Source organism: Bradyrhizobium sp. IC3195, from assembly GCF_020193585.1.
GTDB classification, from domain to species: Bacteria; Pseudomonadota; Alphaproteobacteria; order Rhizobiales; family Xanthobacteraceae; genus Bradyrhizobium; species Bradyrhizobium yuanmingense.
This window is the reverse complement of record NZ_JADYVG010000032.1, coordinates 20,532-38,763: the sequence shown is the minus strand read 5'-3', so window position 1 is coordinate 38,763 and position 18,232 is coordinate 20,532. Positions and strand designations below refer to the sequence as shown.

The following is an 18,232-nucleotide window of genomic DNA, read 5'->3' as shown; positions in this document are numbered from 1 at the left end:
CAACGGCCTCATGCACCGCAAGCGCTGAGGATGTTTTCGTGCGTCTCTTTGGTGGTGCGCAGCCTGCTTTCTGGCTGGACAGCAGCATGCTGGTGCCCGGGGTGTCGCGGTGGTCCTTCATGGGAGGGCTTGGCGGGCCGGGCAGCTATCTGGCATGCTACGATGCAACTCGCCAGGAAATTGGGATCACTCGCGACGGCGAGGCATCACCAATGATCATCTCCAAATCGATTTTCGAATTTCTCGCCGTTAGACGTGCCGCGCACAAGCTGAAAGATCAGGCTGATGTGCAAGACATTCCCTTCAAAGGTGGCCACGTGGGCTATTTCGGCTATGAACTGAAGTCACTCACCTGCGGCGTCAGCTCACGACCATCGAAATATCCGGATGCAGTCTTCATCTTCTGCACAAGATTCCTCGCCTTTGATCATGAGAATGGCCGCATCCACATCGTTGCGCTCTATCCCGACACCGAGACGGGATTGTCCGACGATGCTGCCCTTTGGATCAGCAAGACCGAGCGGGAGATCCAAGGCATTGAACCTGCTGCTGGCGTCTCCCCGTCCTCCCTCCACGCAAATTGGGGTCCAATTCAGTTCAAGCTTCGTCAGGGACGGGTCCGATACTTGCAAAACATCGAAAGATGCCTTTCCAAGATCCGAGCTGGCGAGACCTACGAGATCTGTCTGACCAACGAGATCACCGTCGAGACAGAGATCGACCCGCTCAACCTGTATCGGATCCTAAGGCGGAGAAATCCGGCCCCATACTCCGCTTTCCTCAGGCTTGGAGATATTTGCGTTGCCAGCTCTTCCCCGGAAAGATTCCTGCGGATCGATCGCAACCTCGTTGTCGAGACCAAGCCTATCAAGGGCACCGCGCCTCGACACGAAGTCCCGGACGAAGACGACCGGATCGCTGAAGAATTGCGCTTGGACGAGAAGAGCCGGGCCGAAAATCTCATGATCGTGGACCTCATGCGGAACGATCTTGGTCGCGTCTGCCGCATCGGAAGTGTTCATGTGCCAAGCCTCATGCACATCGAAAGCTACAAGACCGTGCACCAACTGGTCAGCACCATCCGTGGCGAATTGCCGTCACCCGAGGATGTCATCCGCTGTATTACTGCGAGCTTTCCGGGCGGGTCGATGACGGGCGCGCCTAAGATCCGTACCCTTAAGATTATCGATGAACTGGAGGAGGCGCCGAGAGGAATCTATTCGGGGGCGATCGGCTATTTGTCTGTGTGCGGCGAGCTGGACCTGAATATCGTCATTCGGACGATCATCTGCCGGGGAGGCCACCTGAGCATCGGCTGCGGCGGGGCCGTCGTCGCGTTGTCTGACCCCGAGGCGGAGTTCGAAGAGATACTCCTCAAGGCACGTCAGCCGATCCGTGCGATTGTCGAGGCCTTGACAGGCGACCCGGATCATAGCGCCGAGATCCATGGAGCGGATCACGATGCTGGCGAGGAGGCTGTACCCGATTCCGCTCATCGTGTCCGCCTCGCGACATTCCAGGACCGGAACACGATCGCACAATGCGTCAATACGCTTCTCACGGAGCTACGAGGACCGGGGTCGCAATTCGATCCGCAAGCGGCAGTCAGCGTCGCTGGGCAAATCGCGACGGATTCACGGCTTGGGTTTGCCTTGATCATGGAGAATGTGCTGACCGGCGAAATGATCGGCATTGCGGTCGTCTCCCAGGTCACCGCGATCAGGGCTTCAGGCCATTATGGAATCCTGCAGGAGCTCTGGGTTGATTCGCGCTATCGCTCGGCTCAAAATGGGAGACGGCTTCTGGCTGCGGTGGACCGCGAGGCGCGGGCGCGGGGATGGCCCATGATCGAGGTGTCTCTTCCCTTGACCGACCGTCCCGGCGCCGAGAGGCTGGTCGCATTTTATGAAAGCATGGGCTTCACATCGGCTGGAGAGCGGCGACGAAGGAGGCTTCCGTGACCTGGCTAACGGTTCACGTGACACCAGCCTCCTCCAGCCCTGAGGGCCTTATCGCTCATGCGGCGGGAACTATCAAACCCTCAAGAGAAGTCGAGGACCGTCTCAACGAGATCCGGACCGGATTGGAGAGCTCACCTGGCGTGCAGTTTATCTCGCTCTCTGAAAACGTCCCAGACAAGGTAGTGTCAGTCCTGAGAACCCTTCATGATTCGGACTACCTTGATGCACTCCGGCTAAGGCCACATCCACAAGAGCCGGAAATCACCGAGCTTGCCAGAAGATATGCCGCGCCCGGTGTGCCGCAGAACACATCCGTTGACACAGGAAGCTATCAGCGCGCGCTTTTGTCCGCCGCTACCGGCTTCGCAGCGGCGACCACAATTGCCTCAAAGCGAAGCCCAGTAAGTTACGCACTATGTCGGCCGCCCGGTCACCATGCTGGCCATAGCTTCATGGGTGGGTATTGTTTCCTGAATAACGTCGGCGTCGCGGCGCTGCGCCTGCGCGAATCGGGCCTCCGGAAGCTGGCGATCCTTGACCTCGATTTCCACCCGGGCAATGGAACTAGCGATGTGCTGAGCGCACATCCAGATATCGCCTTCGCCAGCCTGCACGCCCGGACTGACGTAAATTTTCCCTGGATCCCGCAACTTCGACCAGCACTCGACAGTCACAAGTACGTGGAATTTCCGGCCGCCCCAAGTCCGGCAGAATACATGTCGGCGCTTCTTGGGATTCTGCAATCCGATTGGGCCACCAGGCTGGATGTTCTCGTTGTCAGTATGGGCTTCGATATCGTCGTCGGAGATCCGCATGGCGGTTGGACGCTTCCGCCGGAAATCTACCGAGAAATCGGTCTGGCATTGGCTGCTACTGGCAAGCCGATCTGCATCATACAGGAGGGCGGCTACGGCCTGGACACGTTGTTGGCCTGCGCAAAGCATCTAGCCGCGGGCCTGCGACTTGGAATCAAGGAAATAGACAGGAGCCATACATGACGGTCACCTCGAGCCCCAACGCCGGTCTTCTGCCATTTCGGGACCTTATCAACAAGCTGGACAACCAACTGGTGGAGATAATTAGCCAAAGACTCTCCGTCTGCGCTGAGGTCGCACGCTACAAGAAGGAACGTGGAATCGTCATGATGCAACCCGATCGCGTTGCAGAGGTAAAGGCACGTTGCGCCGAGATTGGGGCAGAACGTGGCTTGCGCAAGGAATTCACCGAAGATCTCTATGCGCTAATCATAGGAGAAGCCTGCGAGCTCGAAGCGATGATCATAGACGAGCAGAAAGTCGTCTCCTGATGGTCCGCATCTACACGCTTGGCCCAGCGAGAAGCTGTCATCATCATGCGAGCTTGAAGTATCTTGAGTTCCAAAGGATCGAGGCGCGCGACATCATACTCGTCGACGATCTTGTGACTGCGGCGGGCGAGGCCGCAGATCGCGGAGACAGCTACGTCCTTCAGTGCAGCGCGCACCTAAATGTCCATCTCGTGACCGAGAAATTTCGAGATCGTCTTCAGGTGGTCGACACCTTCATACTGCCCACCCAGAGCATCGCGGTCGTTAGACGCAAGGATGTGAAGGAGCCTCGGACGCTAGGGCTACCTGAGCCAACGATGGGGTATATCGACCCAAAAGCATGGAATAAGCTGATATTCGAAACAACAAAGCCGATTGTCGAGAAAAAACTGCTTGAAGGCGTGTATGATGCCGGGGTTGCTTACAGCAGATCGGTGCTCGAACATCCCGACAAGCTTGAGATCGTACAGGAGATCGGTGAGGTGGTGACGACGTGGCTACTATACGGCCCGCGTCCCCGCTACTCAGGTACGATCATCGCCAGTCCCTATCCTGAGTTGCATATGCTGCTGCCTGGAAACGCATCACAACGACATGTACCAGCCCCCTCATGACCTCATCCCCTCCCGGCGCGCGAACGAAACTCGTCATTGCGGCTCTGACCATTGCTGCGTTCGCTATCGGGCTGGACACGTTTGTCATCATTGGGGCGCTCGATGCGATCTCTCGTGATCTTGCAATTTCGACTGGCATGGCGGGCTGGATCATCTCGATTTACGCGCTCTGTTACGCCATCTTCGCTCCGCTGAATGCCTGGATGTTCAAGGCCATGAGCCGCCGCAATGTTCAGATTCTGTCCGTTTCGATCTTCATCATCGGTAACCTGATCTGCGCGATCGCTCCGAACTTCCTAGCCCTTGCGGCAGGTCGCGTCATTTCGGCCCACGGCGCCGCGATGTTCACCCCGGCGGCTACCGCGCTGGCCGCGGAGCTCCTGCCGCCAGCCCGCAAAGGGTTCGCGTTGTCCCTGATCTTCGGCGGCATGACCGTTTCACAGGTTGCGGGCGTTCCCGCCACAAGCTGGATCGCTGATGCTATCGGCTGGCGCTTCTCATTCGGTTTCGTCGTCATTGCTGGACTTCTCGCATTGATAATCTTCGCTCCAATGATGTCTGGAATACCTGACAAGGCGCCGGAGCGCGAAAACGCCCCTATCTCAAAACGCTTCCCCAAGACCATCTACGGTCTCCTTTCCGTGACGCTGTTCATCGTCGTTTCCGAGTTCATCGTTTATTCCTATGTGAGCGTCTTCATCATTGGCTCTCTGTTTGTCGGAGTGCCGCTGCTCTCGGCCGCGCTCTTTGCCTATGGTTTCGGAGCCGTGACCGGAAACGCTGCGTGCGGCGTTCTGACTGACCGTTTTGGACCCTATAAAGTGCTCATCGCGGCCGTAGGTGCCCAACTCATTCTGCTCGTAGGTTTGGTTGCGTTCGGACAGCATGGGACCCTCACCGTGCTCATCGCTTTCCTTTGGGGCAACGTGAGCTACATGTATCTGGTCCCGATCCAGCACCGGCTTCTCGGTCTGGCCGGAGATAGGTCGAAACTGGTCCTGGCAATGAACAGCTCGACCACCTTCGCAGGGATCGCCATCGGTGCTTTTCTCGGCGGCATCATCGTAGAGATTAGCGGCATCACGTCCCTGGCTACGGCATCAATCCTGATTGGCCTCATCGGCATCGCGCTGGGTGTTGCCTTCATGCGTGATGCAGCACTTCTGAAGCCACGTCTGCAGGATGTCTGAGATGATATCCCTTAAAGATAGAGCTGTCGCCGTCCCGGAGTTAAATACGGTTGCATTTGCCTGCGACAAAGGTTGTGAAGGAGATTGGAAGCCTCAAACGTTATTTTCGTCGCGTGCTAAGTATCTGGAACGGAGCCGCGACGCGTTTCGCCCTCGTGCGAAACAACCAAGAGGCCGCCCTTGGCGTCTGAGGGGCGCTGGCATCAACTGAACCAGGTACACTGCTGTCGGTGACGCAGTTTTATTTTCGGCTCTCTGCCCTAAAAGATGCGTTCGAACTCGCCGTTGAGGATGCGAAGCAAGAGATTTCAGATACGCTTGGTTATCGTGACATGATCCAGCGTCGATTAGTCAGTTGCGTTGCTCCCGCGCTGCGGGCGCTCGAAAGGCTCGATCCACCGGATTGTGGAGTTCGACCGCGAAGCCACCGCGTGCCGCCGTCTCATCAGTGGTCCTGTACAGGGTCGCTGGCATGCTCGCCTCCACAAAGCGCAATTGCGCTGCGGAAGGGCGCGCCTGAGTCGGGGCGGCATAGTGGACCATCAAGGATATTGCAGCGGCAACCCGGTCATCTCCCTCGAAAATTGGTCCAGAACCTTGATTTCTGCGGGATGGATATCGCCATCCGCCTCCATCACCTTCGCGCACGCCGATAGCGTGGCGACGACTCGGTTGGGATCATCCTGCGTCAAGCGCTCGATCTCGCGATCGATTAATTCTGCGGTAGGTCGAAGCCGGCCAACGTATAGTCGCAAGCGATTCTCCTCGTTCTCCCCAAATTCAAACTTCATGCGCGCACAACATGTCTTTACGTAATCTAATATGGCTCCAACCTCATCAGGGATCAGTTCACCGTCGGCCAATCCGACCGCGGCGAGGAGAATACCCCCGTTTTCCCTGCATATTCCCCTCAAGCGCGACCACCTCCTTTGAAACTCGTCGGCTTGAACAAGTGCTTCATCTGACGGCGGCCAGACAACTCCGAAAGTGTCGTTCAAGAACTTGGTTGTGGGCTCAATAATCACGCCATTAAAATCTGCGACAGCTTCAATTCTATCGACGCGAAAGTAGCGTGTGGCCTTCCTAAGATGGCATTTTGCGACCAAAACCGGAACACCATAGTCTGTGTGGCGAATAGCCCAAACGCTGACTGCTCGAACGCTTAAGTGTCCATCGGAATCTCTATAATGCAGGACAAATGATTGGCCCTCAGCATGCTCAATCAAACCAGGCGATTTGCGCGAGACGACTTCGTCCCCGTGGTCGGCGGCAGGTGCAGCCAAATTTACCGCCGTGGCTATTGGCGGCGGCGGCGCATTGTCGGCTTTAGACTGGAAGTACGCGCGAACGTCTGAGAACACACTGACCACGGCACCCTCCCCTGCACTTCGGACTTCCTTTCCTGCGATTGTAGTGGACGATACAACCAAAGCAAGAATTCCAACTCGAACATCCAGCAGGAGGCAATTGGCCCGCGCTACGTTTGCCCACAGCCACAATGAGCAGCGGCCCGAGGGCGCCCTGGGCTACAAGTAATTGATAGTTTGCGATCTGCTTGGGTTTACTGCGCAATAGCGGGCATGCCCGGCCCTGTCCGTCGCCACACTCCCACCCACGCCGATGGTCGCCCGCTCCTCACATTCGCCGAGGTGCGCGAGATGGGTGTCCGCGGCGTCATCGTCTTTTGCGCCGACTATCGCTGCAGCCACAGCGTTGCCTTAAGCGCCGATTGGTGGGCAGATGATGTGCGGCTACGCGACTGAGGCTCTGGCGTAGACGAAGGCGGCGATGACCAAACGTCCACACATCACCTCTATTGGCCTGGGCGATATTAGACCTGGCCTTGCGTTCGCATCGCGCGTTTCTTGGGGTGAACGCGCAGCATTGCTTCGTTCTATCGGATATGTCGCAGGAAAGCGGCGAGATGTGGGGCGTCCACGATCGGCACCGACAGGTTAGCGCGCAAGCTGCCATCATGGCCGGTTAGCTGAATTCGGCGATCGATTACAGGCACAGGTCAGTACGCAATGTATAGAACTGTGCCCCGCGCGCGGTGATAGAGGACACGGGAGGTCAGCCCGGCGCCCTGCCCCGCCTTCGCCACCGCTAAATAATGAGTTCGGCCACCCATGCCGCCGGGCGTGGCGAACTTCAAGAATTTATCTTTTCTCAAATGTTTGCCGCGACCTTCCAGCACTGGCCAGCAACGTTAGAGCCAGTCCTGCGGGGGTCCGAGATGAGGACATATCTGAGCTCGTATGTCTCGAAGCTATTCGCGGGGGATCTGGCGGCTTTCGGCGGCCCTGCGACAGATGAAACGGTCGCAGGGCACATTCGCGCGGAGCAGATCTCCCTCGTGCTCGGCTATTCCCTGGGCATAATGCTTGCCAACGCCTGCAATGCGACGGTGCTTGCAATTTCCCTCTGGCACTCGCCCAACAGAAACTATGCCCTGATCTGGGCAGCTGCCGTGGTTTGCGGCGCGTTATCGATAGGCCTGAAGGCGAGTTTATCACGACGGATTACGAAGCCGCAGTTCGTCTCCCGACAGGCCATGCATCGGCTGGTGCGAAATGCGCTCGTTCTTGGAACCGCCTGGGCGGTCGTTCCGGTAGCTTTCTTCGCCGAGGCCTCGAATGGCGGCCAACTCGTGATCACATGTCTTTGCTCCGGGATGCTCGCCGGCGGAGCATTCGCCTTCGCTACGATTCCGGTGGCGGCGGTTTCATTCACGGCTCCGATTTTTGTGGGTACGGCAATCTGCCTCGGCAGAAATGGCGATTTCGTCTATCTGCTCGTCGCTATTCTCGTTGTGGCCTATGGCTTCGTGCTTCTGCGCGGCGTTTTCGCCCATTCTTTCGAATTTACGAAACGCACCATTGCTCAATTGGAAGCCGAACGGAGGGTCCGGCGGGATCCCCTTACCCACTTGCCGAACCGTTTCGCCTTCAACGAAAGCCTCGAAGCCGCCGTCAACCGGTTGGCTCGCTCGGGAGAGGAATTCGCGGTCTTTCTGCTTGATCTCGATCGCTTTAAGGAAGTGAACGACAAATTCGGCCACCCCGCAGGAGATGAGTTCCTCGTTCAGGCCGCGGCGAGACTGCAAAGATGCGCGCGTGAGACCGATACTGTCGCGCGGATCGGCGGGGACGAATTTGCGCTGATCGTGACCAATCTGGCCAAAGTCCAAGACGCGTTGGAAATCGCCGAGCGCTTCGTCGGCGCTTTCGGTGAACCATTCCTGATCGAAAGATGCGAGATCGCGGGCGCGATGAGCGTCGGGATCGTGTTGGCCCCGCGCGACGGCAATACGTCTCATGAGCTCCTGAAAAATGTCGACCTTGCGCTCTATCGCGCCAAAAAAGCGGGGCCCGGAACGGTTCGCTTCTTTGAGGTCAGCGACGACAAATCAGCGCGCGATCGCAGGGCGCTGCAACGGGATCTGGAGGAGGCGATCGGGAAAGACGAGCTTTTTCTCGTCTACCAACCGTTCTTTGATATTCGCGAGAACAGAGTAACCGGCTTTGAGGCCTTGCTGCGCTGGCAACACCCTGTCCGGGGAGTCATTTCGCCGACTGAGTTCATTCCGATTGCCGAAGAAACCGGCTTGATCCACCCGCTCGGTGAGTGGGTGGTCCGACGCGCCTGCTCGACGCTTTCGAACTGGCCCTCTGATCTCAGGGTCGCCGTGAATTTCTCGGCAGCTCAATTCCATAACACCAGCATCCTGCAAACAATCGTGCAGGCCTTGGCGGAGGCCAGAGTTGCCCCTAGCCGACTCGAAATCGAAATAACGGAGTCGATGCTGATTTCAAAGTACGGGCCGGCATCATCGATCCTGAACTCACTCCTGCAATTGGGGGTGACGGTGGCGCTCGACGATTTCGGAACAGGATTTTCGTCGCTGACCTATTTGCTGAAATTGCCTTACACCCGCATCAAAATCGATCAGTCCTTTATACGCGACATGCTGACACGGCCGGATAGCGCGGCGATCGTAAAATCAATAATCACGCTGGCGCAGGATCTGCACATTGGCGTGGTCGCGGAAGGCGTCGAGACTACCGAGCAGCTCGGGTGTTTGCGCCAAACGAGCTGTGATGAAGTCCAAGGATATCTCATCGGTCGGCCGGTATCAGCCGACCGCGTCTTCGCCCTGCTCGATCAAAATAAGCAATGGTCGACACCTGCCGCTTGAAACGCCCTGTACAAACCGTTGCCCCCATCTCGAGTTGAAGCTTCTTCATCGGTTCAGTGCTCAGCAGGACTGGGCGACAGCTGTCGCTTGCTCGTCATCCCGGCGGCAACTGGCGATGCTAGTAGTTGACAATTCTTGACGGAGCCGCCTGCCTTTATCAAAAAGCTCTTGTGGCTGGATTCGAGGTAACGGGAAGCGCGCCGAAATAGCGGGCCGTCCAAGCTGTCCGGGACAGTCGGGTTTATGAGGAAGACCTCGCTCGGCTCGAGGGTATGGCAAGGGGCGCCAGCATCGATCGGCTCAAGACCGCGGTGGTAGAGGGGCAGAAGCTCGATGCGGCCGAGATCGTGCAACAGGCGTTGATGCCGACCGCCGCGCACCAGGCGAGCTCGGCGAACAGGCGCGGTAGGCCCTTATAGAGCATGGAACGATTGTCGCGGCAGGGCTTATTGCCGAACCTGAGGTGAGCCGGTAGGACGCCCTTCCGGCCTCTGGCTTAGATGGCCTCTTGACTGCGGCACGCATCGCGAGTCACGCGGCTTGGTCTACTCGACGAGGTTCAGAAGTCGCGCAACGCCAGCGGTTGAAGCTGGTTGATGAACGTTGATGCTGCTAGTCGTCCCCAAAGAACCGCGCAAATTATCATCGTGGAAGTTGGTTCGCTATTTGCGGGATGCCCTGCTGCGGCAGGGCGGCGCCTTCGGGGCTCCGATGGACCTGCCGATAGACCTTCGACCTATTTGATCGATATCGGTGTTACCCTTGGCGCTGAACAACAAGACGATGTGACGGACTTGGATGCCGCGGGGTAATATCGCAAGTCGGTCACATGCCTGTCTTGTCATTGATTCCGCTAGCAATGCCAGCGCCGCACGCGGCGTCGCGCGGCATGATGGTCGGCAGTTCGGGTCCACTAATGGTCTTCCGTTCACGCACAGCTGCCGGCACAAGGCCGCAGCGAGCCGACCGCTTCAAATAAACTTCTAGATCTGGATCGTTGAAATCGATTGCCCACCACGTTCCGTCCAAGCATATCAAGGGTGCAGAGACGAGACTTTTACATCCCTTGCCGGAACGCGGGTCGTTAAGCTCAACTTTCACTATTTCCGCTCCCACCCAATTCAGATTTCGGTCTCGGCAACCTATCCGGAATGGCTCCAGATTTGGTTGGAAGAAAATGAACACTTTTAGGCATTTGCTCGGCAATTACCTGGGGCACGCGGCTAGGCAAGGGCGTGATTGGCTGGGCTGTTCTGCAAGGACGCCGCCATGCTTCGCGAAAATTAACCAAGAATTGTTTCTGTTACCAATAACACTTTCTTAAGACTTAAGCTAAGCGAGACTAGGGTTTGCTAGTGGCTCGCAAGCGATAGTCGCGCGGCAAACGCTGACGCAATCTTCCAATTTCATGGAAACGCATGATGAGCGATCTTACGGACACCGTCGGCCATCCACAGAACCCGACGGCCATTCCCGGCTTACGGAAGGATGACGTTGTTCGCGGAATATATTGCATGATCGCCGCGAGCGTGATGTTCGCATTATCGAGCGCACTATCGAAATGGCAAGCCGCTCTCTATCCCGTCGGCGAGGTTATGTTCTTTCGCTCCGTTTCTGCGTTTGTCCTCTGCGCCGCATTGATCCTCCCGGCAACGGGCATGTCAGTCTTTAACACTCGGCGGCCCCGCGCCCACCTTGCGCGCGGGCTGTCGCAGTCGATCTCGCAAACGTTCACCGTCATCGCCGTTAGTCTGATGCCCCTTGCAGGAGCGATCGCGATCAATTTTTCTGCATCGTTGTGGGCGGCCTTGCTGTCATTGATCTGGCTTAAGGAACGTGCCGGAATCGCGCGTTGGAGTGCGCTGGTAACGGGATTCGTGGGGGTCATCGTTGTGGTAAATCCAGGCGCAGATTCGATGCAGATTGGCGCATTATTTGCGCTGGCAAACGCGGTTATGTATGGCAGCGTCACGGTTGCCGTTCGCGGAATGACCGCAACTGAGTCTGCAAAGACGCTGTTGATGTGGCAGATGCTTACGGTAACCTTCTTTCACTCCTTCTTACTGCTGTTTGGATTCCGGGTGCCAGCGCCGGCTGACGCAATCATGTTGATCCTGAGCGGTCTTACAAACGCCGCGGCACAATATTTTTGGACGCAGGCGCTCCACCTAGCCCCGGCGGCCGCCGTCTCGCCATTCTATTACCTGACGCTCGTCTGGGCACTTGCGATCGGATTTTTCGTTTGGGGCGACGTACCGACGCTTTTTCTTCTGATCGGGTCCGGCATTGTTGTTGCATCGGGCCTGTTCCTGCTCGTTCACGAGGCTCGGAGACCAACCAAGAAGCCGATCTTCGGTGAACAAACTGGAGAATCCAGCCTTCAGAAAGTCGCTGGGTAAACGAGCGGGTCCCAAGCTCTAGGCGACAAATTTGCGCCCGGGCGACCATTTGGCAATCATTTCAGGAACTGTCGCTATTGGAACAGGCGGACTGAACAGATAGCCTTGCCCTTCGTCGCAATCGAGCGCCGCGAGAAAATCGTACTGTCCGACGGTTTCGATGCCTTCTGCCAACGTCGTCATTCCCAGCGCGCGAGCAATACTCACCACGGCTTGCACAATCACAACGTGCTCTGTGCCTTCAGCAAGGTCAGAAACAAACGACCTATCTATCTTGATTTTGTCGAATGGGAAGCTGCGGAGATAACTCAGAGAGGAATACCCCGTACCGAAGTCGTCCAACGAAATGCGGACGCCGAGTTGCTTCAACTGACGCAGGGTAGATAGGGTCGATTCATTATTGGTCATGAATACTCCCTCGGTAATTTCAAGCTCAAGTCGATGCGGCTGAAGTCCAGTTTCCTCAAGGGCGTGCCTCACGACCTCGGAGAGATTGGAAGCTGAAAACTGAATCGGGGAAAGATTGACCGCTATCTTAAGATTGTTCGGCCAGTGCGCGGCGCAGCGGCACGCCTCTCTCAGCGCCCATTCACCAAGAGGTTGAATCAGTCCAGTATCTTCCGCTACCGCGATGAAGGTTGTCGGCGGTACCATGCCATTGACAGGATGGCGCCATCGCACCAAGGCTTCGAATCCGGTTATGATGTTGCTCCGCAAATTGATGATGGGCTGATAATATAGTTCCATCTCATTTTGCTCGATCGCCTCGCGCAGATCGATCTCTAGCTGCCGTCGTTCCCTAAGCTCCCTGTTCATTGCAGCATGATAGAATCTATAGCTACCACGTCCTTCGGCTTTGACCGCGTATAGTGCCAGGTCGGCGGCAATCAGAAGGTCGTCGCAATTTACTCCATCGCACGGCCCAATGGCGATACCTACACTGATGCCAGAACGGATTCGGTGACCTCCGATCTCAAAGGGCTTCTGTGCCGCCTCGATCATGCTATTCGCCAGGTACGCGATCGCTGGTCGAGACTCAACCGTCGGCACAACAACTGCGAATTCATCGCCGCCGAGCCGTGCCAGCACTTCATTTGCACCGAGCGTATTCTTTAAGCGCCGGGCCATCTCCTGCAGCAGCAAGTCACCGGTCTGATGGCCAAGGGTATCGTTGATAGCTTTAAAACGATCAAGGTCAAGAAATAGGACGGCGAATTCCGCCGCTGGCTGCCCGTTGTCTACTGCCGATGGTTGCCGGTGGCTCATCTGGTCGAGCATGGAGCGAAACATCCGCCGGTTTGGGAGACCGGTGAGTGAATCCTCGGAACTAAGGCGGACTGCATCTGCTTCAGCGCGCGATCTTTTCGTGACGTCAGTGAAGGTTTGGACGAACCCACCGTCGGGGAGACTTTCCCTGCGAATCTCGATGATTGATCCATCGGGCATCGTTCGTTCGCTAACGCCGAGTTCTCCTGCGACGAGATCTCCCAAGATCCGAACAGAAGCCTCGGTCAGTTTGCCCGTAGGTGTCTCGTATTCGGCGAGTTGATCGACTCTTGGTGGGTTCTGTATGAACTCTGCGGGCAAATCGAGCAACTCGCCGCAGCGACGATTGATAATCGGAATCTGCTGATCATAAGTAACCAGCATAATTCCCTGGTTCATATATTCGAGCGTAAGGTCAAGCTGATTCGCTTTTTGCCTTGCCTTCGCGTCTATCCGTAGAAGCTGCTCAAGAGCAATGAGAACCAGCAAGGTAAGTATGGTACCCACCAACGAATTCAACTTGAGGGCGTTACGAGAGCTTTCCATGATCTGGCTTCTGCTCAAGCTAACGCTGACCCACAATGGATAGCCCTTGACCTTGCGGACAGTAATGAAACGCGTTTCGTTGTTGGCGGGATCAATGTTTTCAAATGTAGTTTCGATCCCGGCTCGCATTCGGTCGAGCAGTTGTGTTGCGCTAAGATCGTCTCCAAGCGCGTAACCGACCGCGCTCCCGCCACTCGAACGAACCACGCCATCACTCCCGATCAGGGCGATCGCCGCCGCCGATCCAAAATTGATATTGTTGTAGAATTTCGTCAAATGGTCCGGATTGAGCGAGGCCACGACGACGCCGCCGAACGTCTGATCACTATTCACGAAGCGCCGCGTGAATTGCACGGACCATTTTCCGCTGGCACGGCCAACCACCGGCTTGCTGATAAAAAGCTGATCCGCGATGCTGTTCAGATGAAATCTAAAGTGCTCGCGATCGCTCAGATCAAGGGCGGGCGCGGGTTGAGGACCGCTGTTCGACGCGCGCATAATTCCCTTGTCGTCAATAATGGCCACTTGGACGATGATGTCGCTCAGCACGTCGGTCGTGTTGGCAATGCCGCTAAAGCTAACCGAATTTTTCCGGGTCTCAATGCTCCGTCGTAGGTATAAGAGCGCCTTATCAATTTCTCCGATTGATCGAAGAACATTCTCTTCGAATACCAGCGCAAAGTTATGAGCGTCTCGATGCGCCTCTCTTTCGTCCCCCCGAACATCGCCGAGGTATTTTACAACAACTCCTGCCCACATCATGGTGATGATCACCAGGCCGAAAATTGCCGAGCTCCGACGCTCAGCAATCAGCTTTGGCAGCTCTAGGATTTGTAAATTCATGCCGAGAACAGGCCCCCTATCGGCCGGGCTTACTCGTCGGATATTTCGGGCGACTTAACTTCATTGATCGGCCACCGGTGCGTGGAAGGTTAACCTTAATAGATGGGTCACTGCTCTTCCGAGTTGACGTTGAGAAAAATAACGGATTATTAACTCGCGATAAAAAGATCTTCTTTCGGAGTTCATATGTCGGGTTGCGATGCGGTTAGTCCGAAAGAAGACGCCTTAACCAACACTGAAATAGCGGCTTGTCCGCAACCCTTTAGCAACAAAGCAGTTGACGGAGTATTTGAAGGATCAATCGAAATTGCGGTGCCTGTCACTCCTCGAGCCAAGGAGATTGCGCCAGAAAAGGTCCTGCAAGCCTTTAATACCTGGGCATTTAAGCGTGAGCAGCCTGACAACTCTATTGCAATGTTGCAAAGCATTTCCAAATCAATTGCGGTCAGAAATCCCGTTCCGTTTGTGCTCTATTGGGGAAAAGGTCCGCGGTCCAACATCGATAAGCCAGACTTCGAATGTCTGAACTATTTGGCTGCCTTCACCAGCCGGATCAGTAAAGTATATGCGCCCGGGGCGACACTAAGGTTGATTTTCACCGATACCCACGCGGAATTGAACGGACATTCATCACAAGACATACGCCAATATTTTAATGAGGTTGCGGATGGCGCCCGCGAACGCGGTTTCGAGAGCTGTTGGTTGGGCGACCTCACAAAGGCTGCGGAAGCGGATAACACAAGTCCTTTTATCGACGAGATCGTACCGGAGCCGACCTTCCAGCGGCTGCTTACCAGCGCAATGAAATGGTATCGTGGGAATGGAAGTTGTGAAGAGGGCGCAATAGAATATTACCGGATGAACATGGTCGAAAAACGCGCGGTCGAACGTGCATTTCCTGACTCAATTTTCATCACCTTCAATGGAAGCGAATTTCGGGGGCTTTTTCCGCAAAGGCTTCCAATCTTTTACATGTATTCGCTTCGCAAAGGGATCAGCATCAAACCTTGGTTCCTCTTCCCAGTTACGGCCTCCTGCGAGCAGCAAGCAAGTTAGGCTCGCGTACCCGTCACTACAGTTTGTTGAGCCAGTCCCCGGCTGGACACCCTCTAAATGCACATCTCTTAAAGTGTGCGAACGAGGCTGCCTGGACGCTTAGCGCAATGGAGCACCCATGGGGCCATGCCAGCTTTCGCAGCTTTGGTTGGCGGTTGCATGGAGATTGGCGCCCTCGATGAAGAGCGCGAGCTTGTTTGGGGCTGACATTCGGGTACGAACCTGAATCGGATCTACGTGGCGGCGGACTGATTGTTAGGCGGAGTGTTGCCGTCCGAACCCGATATCCCAGCTACGATCACGCTCGGTCAAAGCGTTCAGCAACTCGCGGCGATCTGGTTTCGGTCATCCTGCAGTCTGCCATGCAGCAATCATCAGAGACGCAAGAATAAGCAACAGGATAGCGTAGAGCAGAAGTTGAGAGATCAAGTCACCATCGCGTTCGAACATTGTATCTCCCATCCGGCTTGCCCCTGTTCGGGCTGCGCCGGCACACTGACTCTGCCAGCGCTTTGGGCGCCTTTGCTCCGGCAACACTGTACGCAACGAACGAACAATCTCCTTTCTTACCTGAGCAAGTCGTGCCACCTTCACATTGGTGGCGTTTCGTTTGATCGATTAATGCAACTAGACGCACATTCGCGCCCAAATCCTGCATTTGGCCGGCTTTTCTACGGTATTTAAGCAGCTCCATCCGAGGACGATGACGACGGCTAACCCACCGATCATGGCTCGGAGTTCGGCCGCTGGGCGGACTGGCTTGCGGATGCAGAGTCGCGGAGCCTGGAGCGCCGTCGAGATCCAGCACGAACTAGTGCATATGCGCCGCAATCCTTTGCTTAACGCGAGATAAGAGCAGCGAACGTCACCTCAGATTGTATCAGACTGGTGATCCGAGTTGCCAGTTTTAGGCGAACACTTTTGGGGCTTCAATATGAAGAGACTTCTGGCATTTTTGTTGATCGCTCAGTTTTTCTTGGCCGGCGGTCAGGCCTGGGCGCAGGGGCTTCCTGCTCCCTCATACTGGAAGAATCAACGGGGCTCAGAACTGTTTGTTTGGTCCGCCAATGGCGGCGCCATACAAGGGACCTTTACAAACCACGCTCAAGGGTTTGCCTGCCAAGGTATCCCTTATCCCGTCTCGGGAGCCGTCCGTCCAACCGGACTATATTTTGTTGTTACTTTTGGTCAGTGCAATTCTTTCACCCGGTGGGTTGGAAAGATAAACGGTCCTCAAATGCCAACATCATGGATGCTGTTCTACGTTGATAAGAACGGCAAGCCCAGCAAACTGAAGGGCGCCGATACATTCACGCGCGTATGGTAGTCTTCAGCTTTCTTGCGAGGTCGACCTTAGATCGAAAACTCGCGCCCGCGAGTTTCGACCTGACGTGAGACACGCGCAAGCTTGTTTCGCAAGGCTCTGGGCTGTCCACGATCAGTCAAGTTCGATGCTCGACAGCCCGCAGGCCATCCAGGAACGGCCTAAGATTGCGTCAAAAGGGCCTCCCCAGATCTGAAAGGACAGTCTAAGCTTCATCCAAATCTTTGTCGGATGATCCGTACATCACGCATTTGTTTTCAGGTTCTTGTTTTGAAGTCCAGCGCGGGGTCCGGCAGGTGCCGCTAAGATGTGCGGCGTTGGTGCTATCGCGTTTGGTTAGAGAAAGTGAGTTTTCAGGTCTCGATACTTAAAATTCTCGCTGGCCAACCGGACGGCCGTGCGAGTCTTGCCGTCCTGAAGGACTACCTGGCGGTGTTCTACACCAGCGGTCCGGAGTGGACGGCTCGTATGAAGCGATTGGCAGAGCGGGCACCGGATCTCAATATTTTCGGGCAAGGGCTGGTTGTGCGAGAACCCGGACAGTGGATCATAACGGAAAAAGGCCGGGCCTTTCTTGCTTTGCTGGAACAGACAGGCCTACCGACCTCTCAGGAGCGAGCGCTCGAAGGCAGCGGTGAGAAACCTCTCGCAAGTAAGCTTCGCACGCTTTCCCCGGGCCGACAAGGCCACAGCGCCAGTCGCAGGCATCGCCGACGTAAGCGCCTGAGGACGCGTGATGGCCGGTCCACCTAGCCCTTCTGTAAAGCTGACTAGCGACCACGATGTGGCTGCATACGTGCCGGCAACTTGCGTATGGCCTACGCGCAAGACCTTGATGCCTCTGTAAGCCATGCTTGGATCGGCCTCGTTTGAAATGGAGATATTGTAGTGGCAACCGGCATTGTGAAGTGGTTTAGTGCGACAAAGGGCTATGGCTTTATCAGGCCCGATGATGGCGAAGCCGACGTATTTGGGCACATTAGGGCAGTCGAGAAGGCGGGCTACACTCGCTCTTGCTGAGGCGCCCCGGATCAGCTTCGAGCGCAAGACGGGCAACTCGGGTAAAGTGCCGGCAGAAATCTCCGTGTAGGATGACTTGCCTCGTCGAGACGGACATCGCTCTGAAAGGACCAAATCACTGCGAGACGATGCGTCCAAATCCTAGCAGGCTTGGAAAGCAGTGGGTTTGATACTGGCGTTGGTGGGCACAGTGGATCGGGTGCTCCTGCGCGCAACCCGAGCTCGAACTCGCTGTCTATGATTCGCGACATCAAGGATATGTCTGCAGAATAACTGCGCACAAGCGGCGCGAACTACGAAAATCCTGCGGACATTCTCAAGTATTTGACGGATTTAATTACGACGATTAGGTGAAGTTACGTGGTACAGTCCAAGTTGGACCGGGGCTCCTCCTCTTAGATATCGAATCGGAACGAACTCGTCCGAGTGTGGCGATTGATTTTAGATCGGGCGCTTGGGACGTCGAAGCGATCAGCGAAGATCGGTCCCCTTTGTTGAGCCTGGCCAGC

11 protein-coding genes and 2 pseudogenes are annotated in these 18,232 nt (G+C 55.9%); 10 read left to right on the top strand and 3 right to left on the bottom strand.

Translation table 11 applies throughout. The annotated features are described in order from the left end of the window. Positions 1-38 precede the first annotated feature (38 nt). From pabB to I6F09_RS34850, 5 genes are read left to right on the top strand one after another with little or no spacing between them, the layout of a single operon-like run. Positions 39-1,961 (top strand): aminodeoxychorismate synthase component I, encoded by a 1,923-nt coding sequence (pabB, locus tag I6F09_RS34870; protein ID WP_346730140.1) that lies wholly within the window; start codon positions 39-41, stop codon positions 1,959-1,961. Then, on the top strand, positions 1,958-2,959 hold the full coding sequence (locus I6F09_RS34865) for a hypothetical protein (protein ID WP_225190049.1): 1,002 nt from the start codon (positions 1,958-1,960) through the stop codon (positions 2,957-2,959). Before pabB ends, I6F09_RS34865 begins: the two co-directional genes overlap by 4 nt. After that, on the top strand, positions 2,956-3,267 hold the full coding sequence (locus I6F09_RS34860; RefSeq protein WP_225190048.1) for a chorismate mutase: 312 nt from the start codon (positions 2,956-2,958) through the stop codon (positions 3,265-3,267). Before I6F09_RS34865 ends, I6F09_RS34860 begins: the two co-directional genes overlap by 4 nt. Then, positions 3,267-3,881 (top strand): hypothetical protein, encoded by a 615-nt coding sequence (locus tag I6F09_RS34855; RefSeq protein ID WP_225190047.1) that lies wholly within the window; start codon positions 3,267-3,269, stop codon positions 3,879-3,881. Before I6F09_RS34860 ends, I6F09_RS34855 begins: the two co-directional genes overlap by 1 nt. Further along, positions 3,878-5,071: an MFS transporter gene (locus I6F09_RS34850; RefSeq protein WP_225190046.1), complete on the top strand. Its 1,194-nt coding sequence runs from the start codon at positions 3,878-3,880 to the stop codon at positions 5,069-5,071. Before I6F09_RS34855 ends, I6F09_RS34850 begins: the two co-directional genes overlap by 4 nt. Before the next feature lie 542 nt (positions 5,072-5,613). Here the strand turns inward: I6F09_RS34850 and I6F09_RS34845 are convergent. Continuing rightward, positions 5,614-6,441, bottom strand: coding sequence for a WYL domain-containing protein (locus I6F09_RS34845; protein ID WP_225173065.1), 828 nt, complete (start codon positions 6,439-6,441; stop codon positions 5,614-5,616). 866 nt (positions 6,442-7,307) lie between these two features. On the opposite strand from I6F09_RS34845, the gene I6F09_RS34840 reads away from it, so the two are divergent. After that, positions 7,308-9,269: an EAL domain-containing protein gene (locus I6F09_RS34840; protein WP_225190066.1), complete on the top strand. Its 1,962-nt coding sequence runs from the start codon at positions 7,308-7,310 to the stop codon at positions 9,267-9,269. A gap of 181 nt (positions 9,270-9,450) precedes the next feature. On the opposite strand, the pseudogene I6F09_RS37805 reads toward I6F09_RS34840, so the two are convergent. Beyond that, positions 9,451-9,583, bottom strand: a pseudogene (locus tag I6F09_RS37805) (S26 family signal peptidase); the annotation flags it as partial. Positions 9,584-10,690: 1,107 nt separating this feature from the next. On the opposite strand from I6F09_RS37805, the gene I6F09_RS34835 reads away from it, so the two are divergent. Continuing rightward, entirely contained in the window at positions 10,691-11,668 is a 978-nt protein-coding gene (locus I6F09_RS34835; protein WP_225190045.1) for a DMT family transporter, read from the top strand. Positions 11,669-11,686: 18 nt separating this feature from the next. On the opposite strand, the gene I6F09_RS34830 is transcribed toward I6F09_RS34835, so the two are convergent. Then, complete coding sequence (locus I6F09_RS34830) at positions 11,687-14,323, bottom strand: EAL domain-containing protein (RefSeq protein WP_225190044.1); 2,637 nt, start codon at positions 14,321-14,323, stop codon at positions 11,687-11,689. 186 nt (positions 14,324-14,509) lie between these two features. Here I6F09_RS34830 and I6F09_RS34825 point away from each other — a divergent pair, with 186 nt between their 5' ends. The 3 genes and pseudogenes from I6F09_RS34825 to I6F09_RS34815 all read left to right on the top strand — a co-directional run bounded on the left by I6F09_RS34825 (position 14,510) and on the right by I6F09_RS34815 (position 17,793). Then, positions 14,510-15,379, top strand: a complete 870-nt coding sequence (locus I6F09_RS34825; protein ID WP_225190043.1) for an isocyanide synthase family protein — start codon at positions 14,510-14,512, stop codon at positions 15,377-15,379. Positions 15,380-16,313: 934 nt separating this feature from the next. Next, positions 16,314-16,706 carry an avidin/streptavidin family protein gene (locus I6F09_RS34820; protein ID WP_225190042.1) on the top strand — a complete coding sequence of 131 codons (393 nt, stop codon included), beginning with the start codon at positions 16,314-16,316 and terminating at the stop codon, positions 16,704-16,706. Between the two features lie 885 nt (positions 16,707-17,591). Further along, a pseudogene (locus I6F09_RS34815) lies at positions 17,592-17,793 on the top strand (cold-shock protein). Positions 17,794-18,232: the final 439 nt, after the last annotated feature.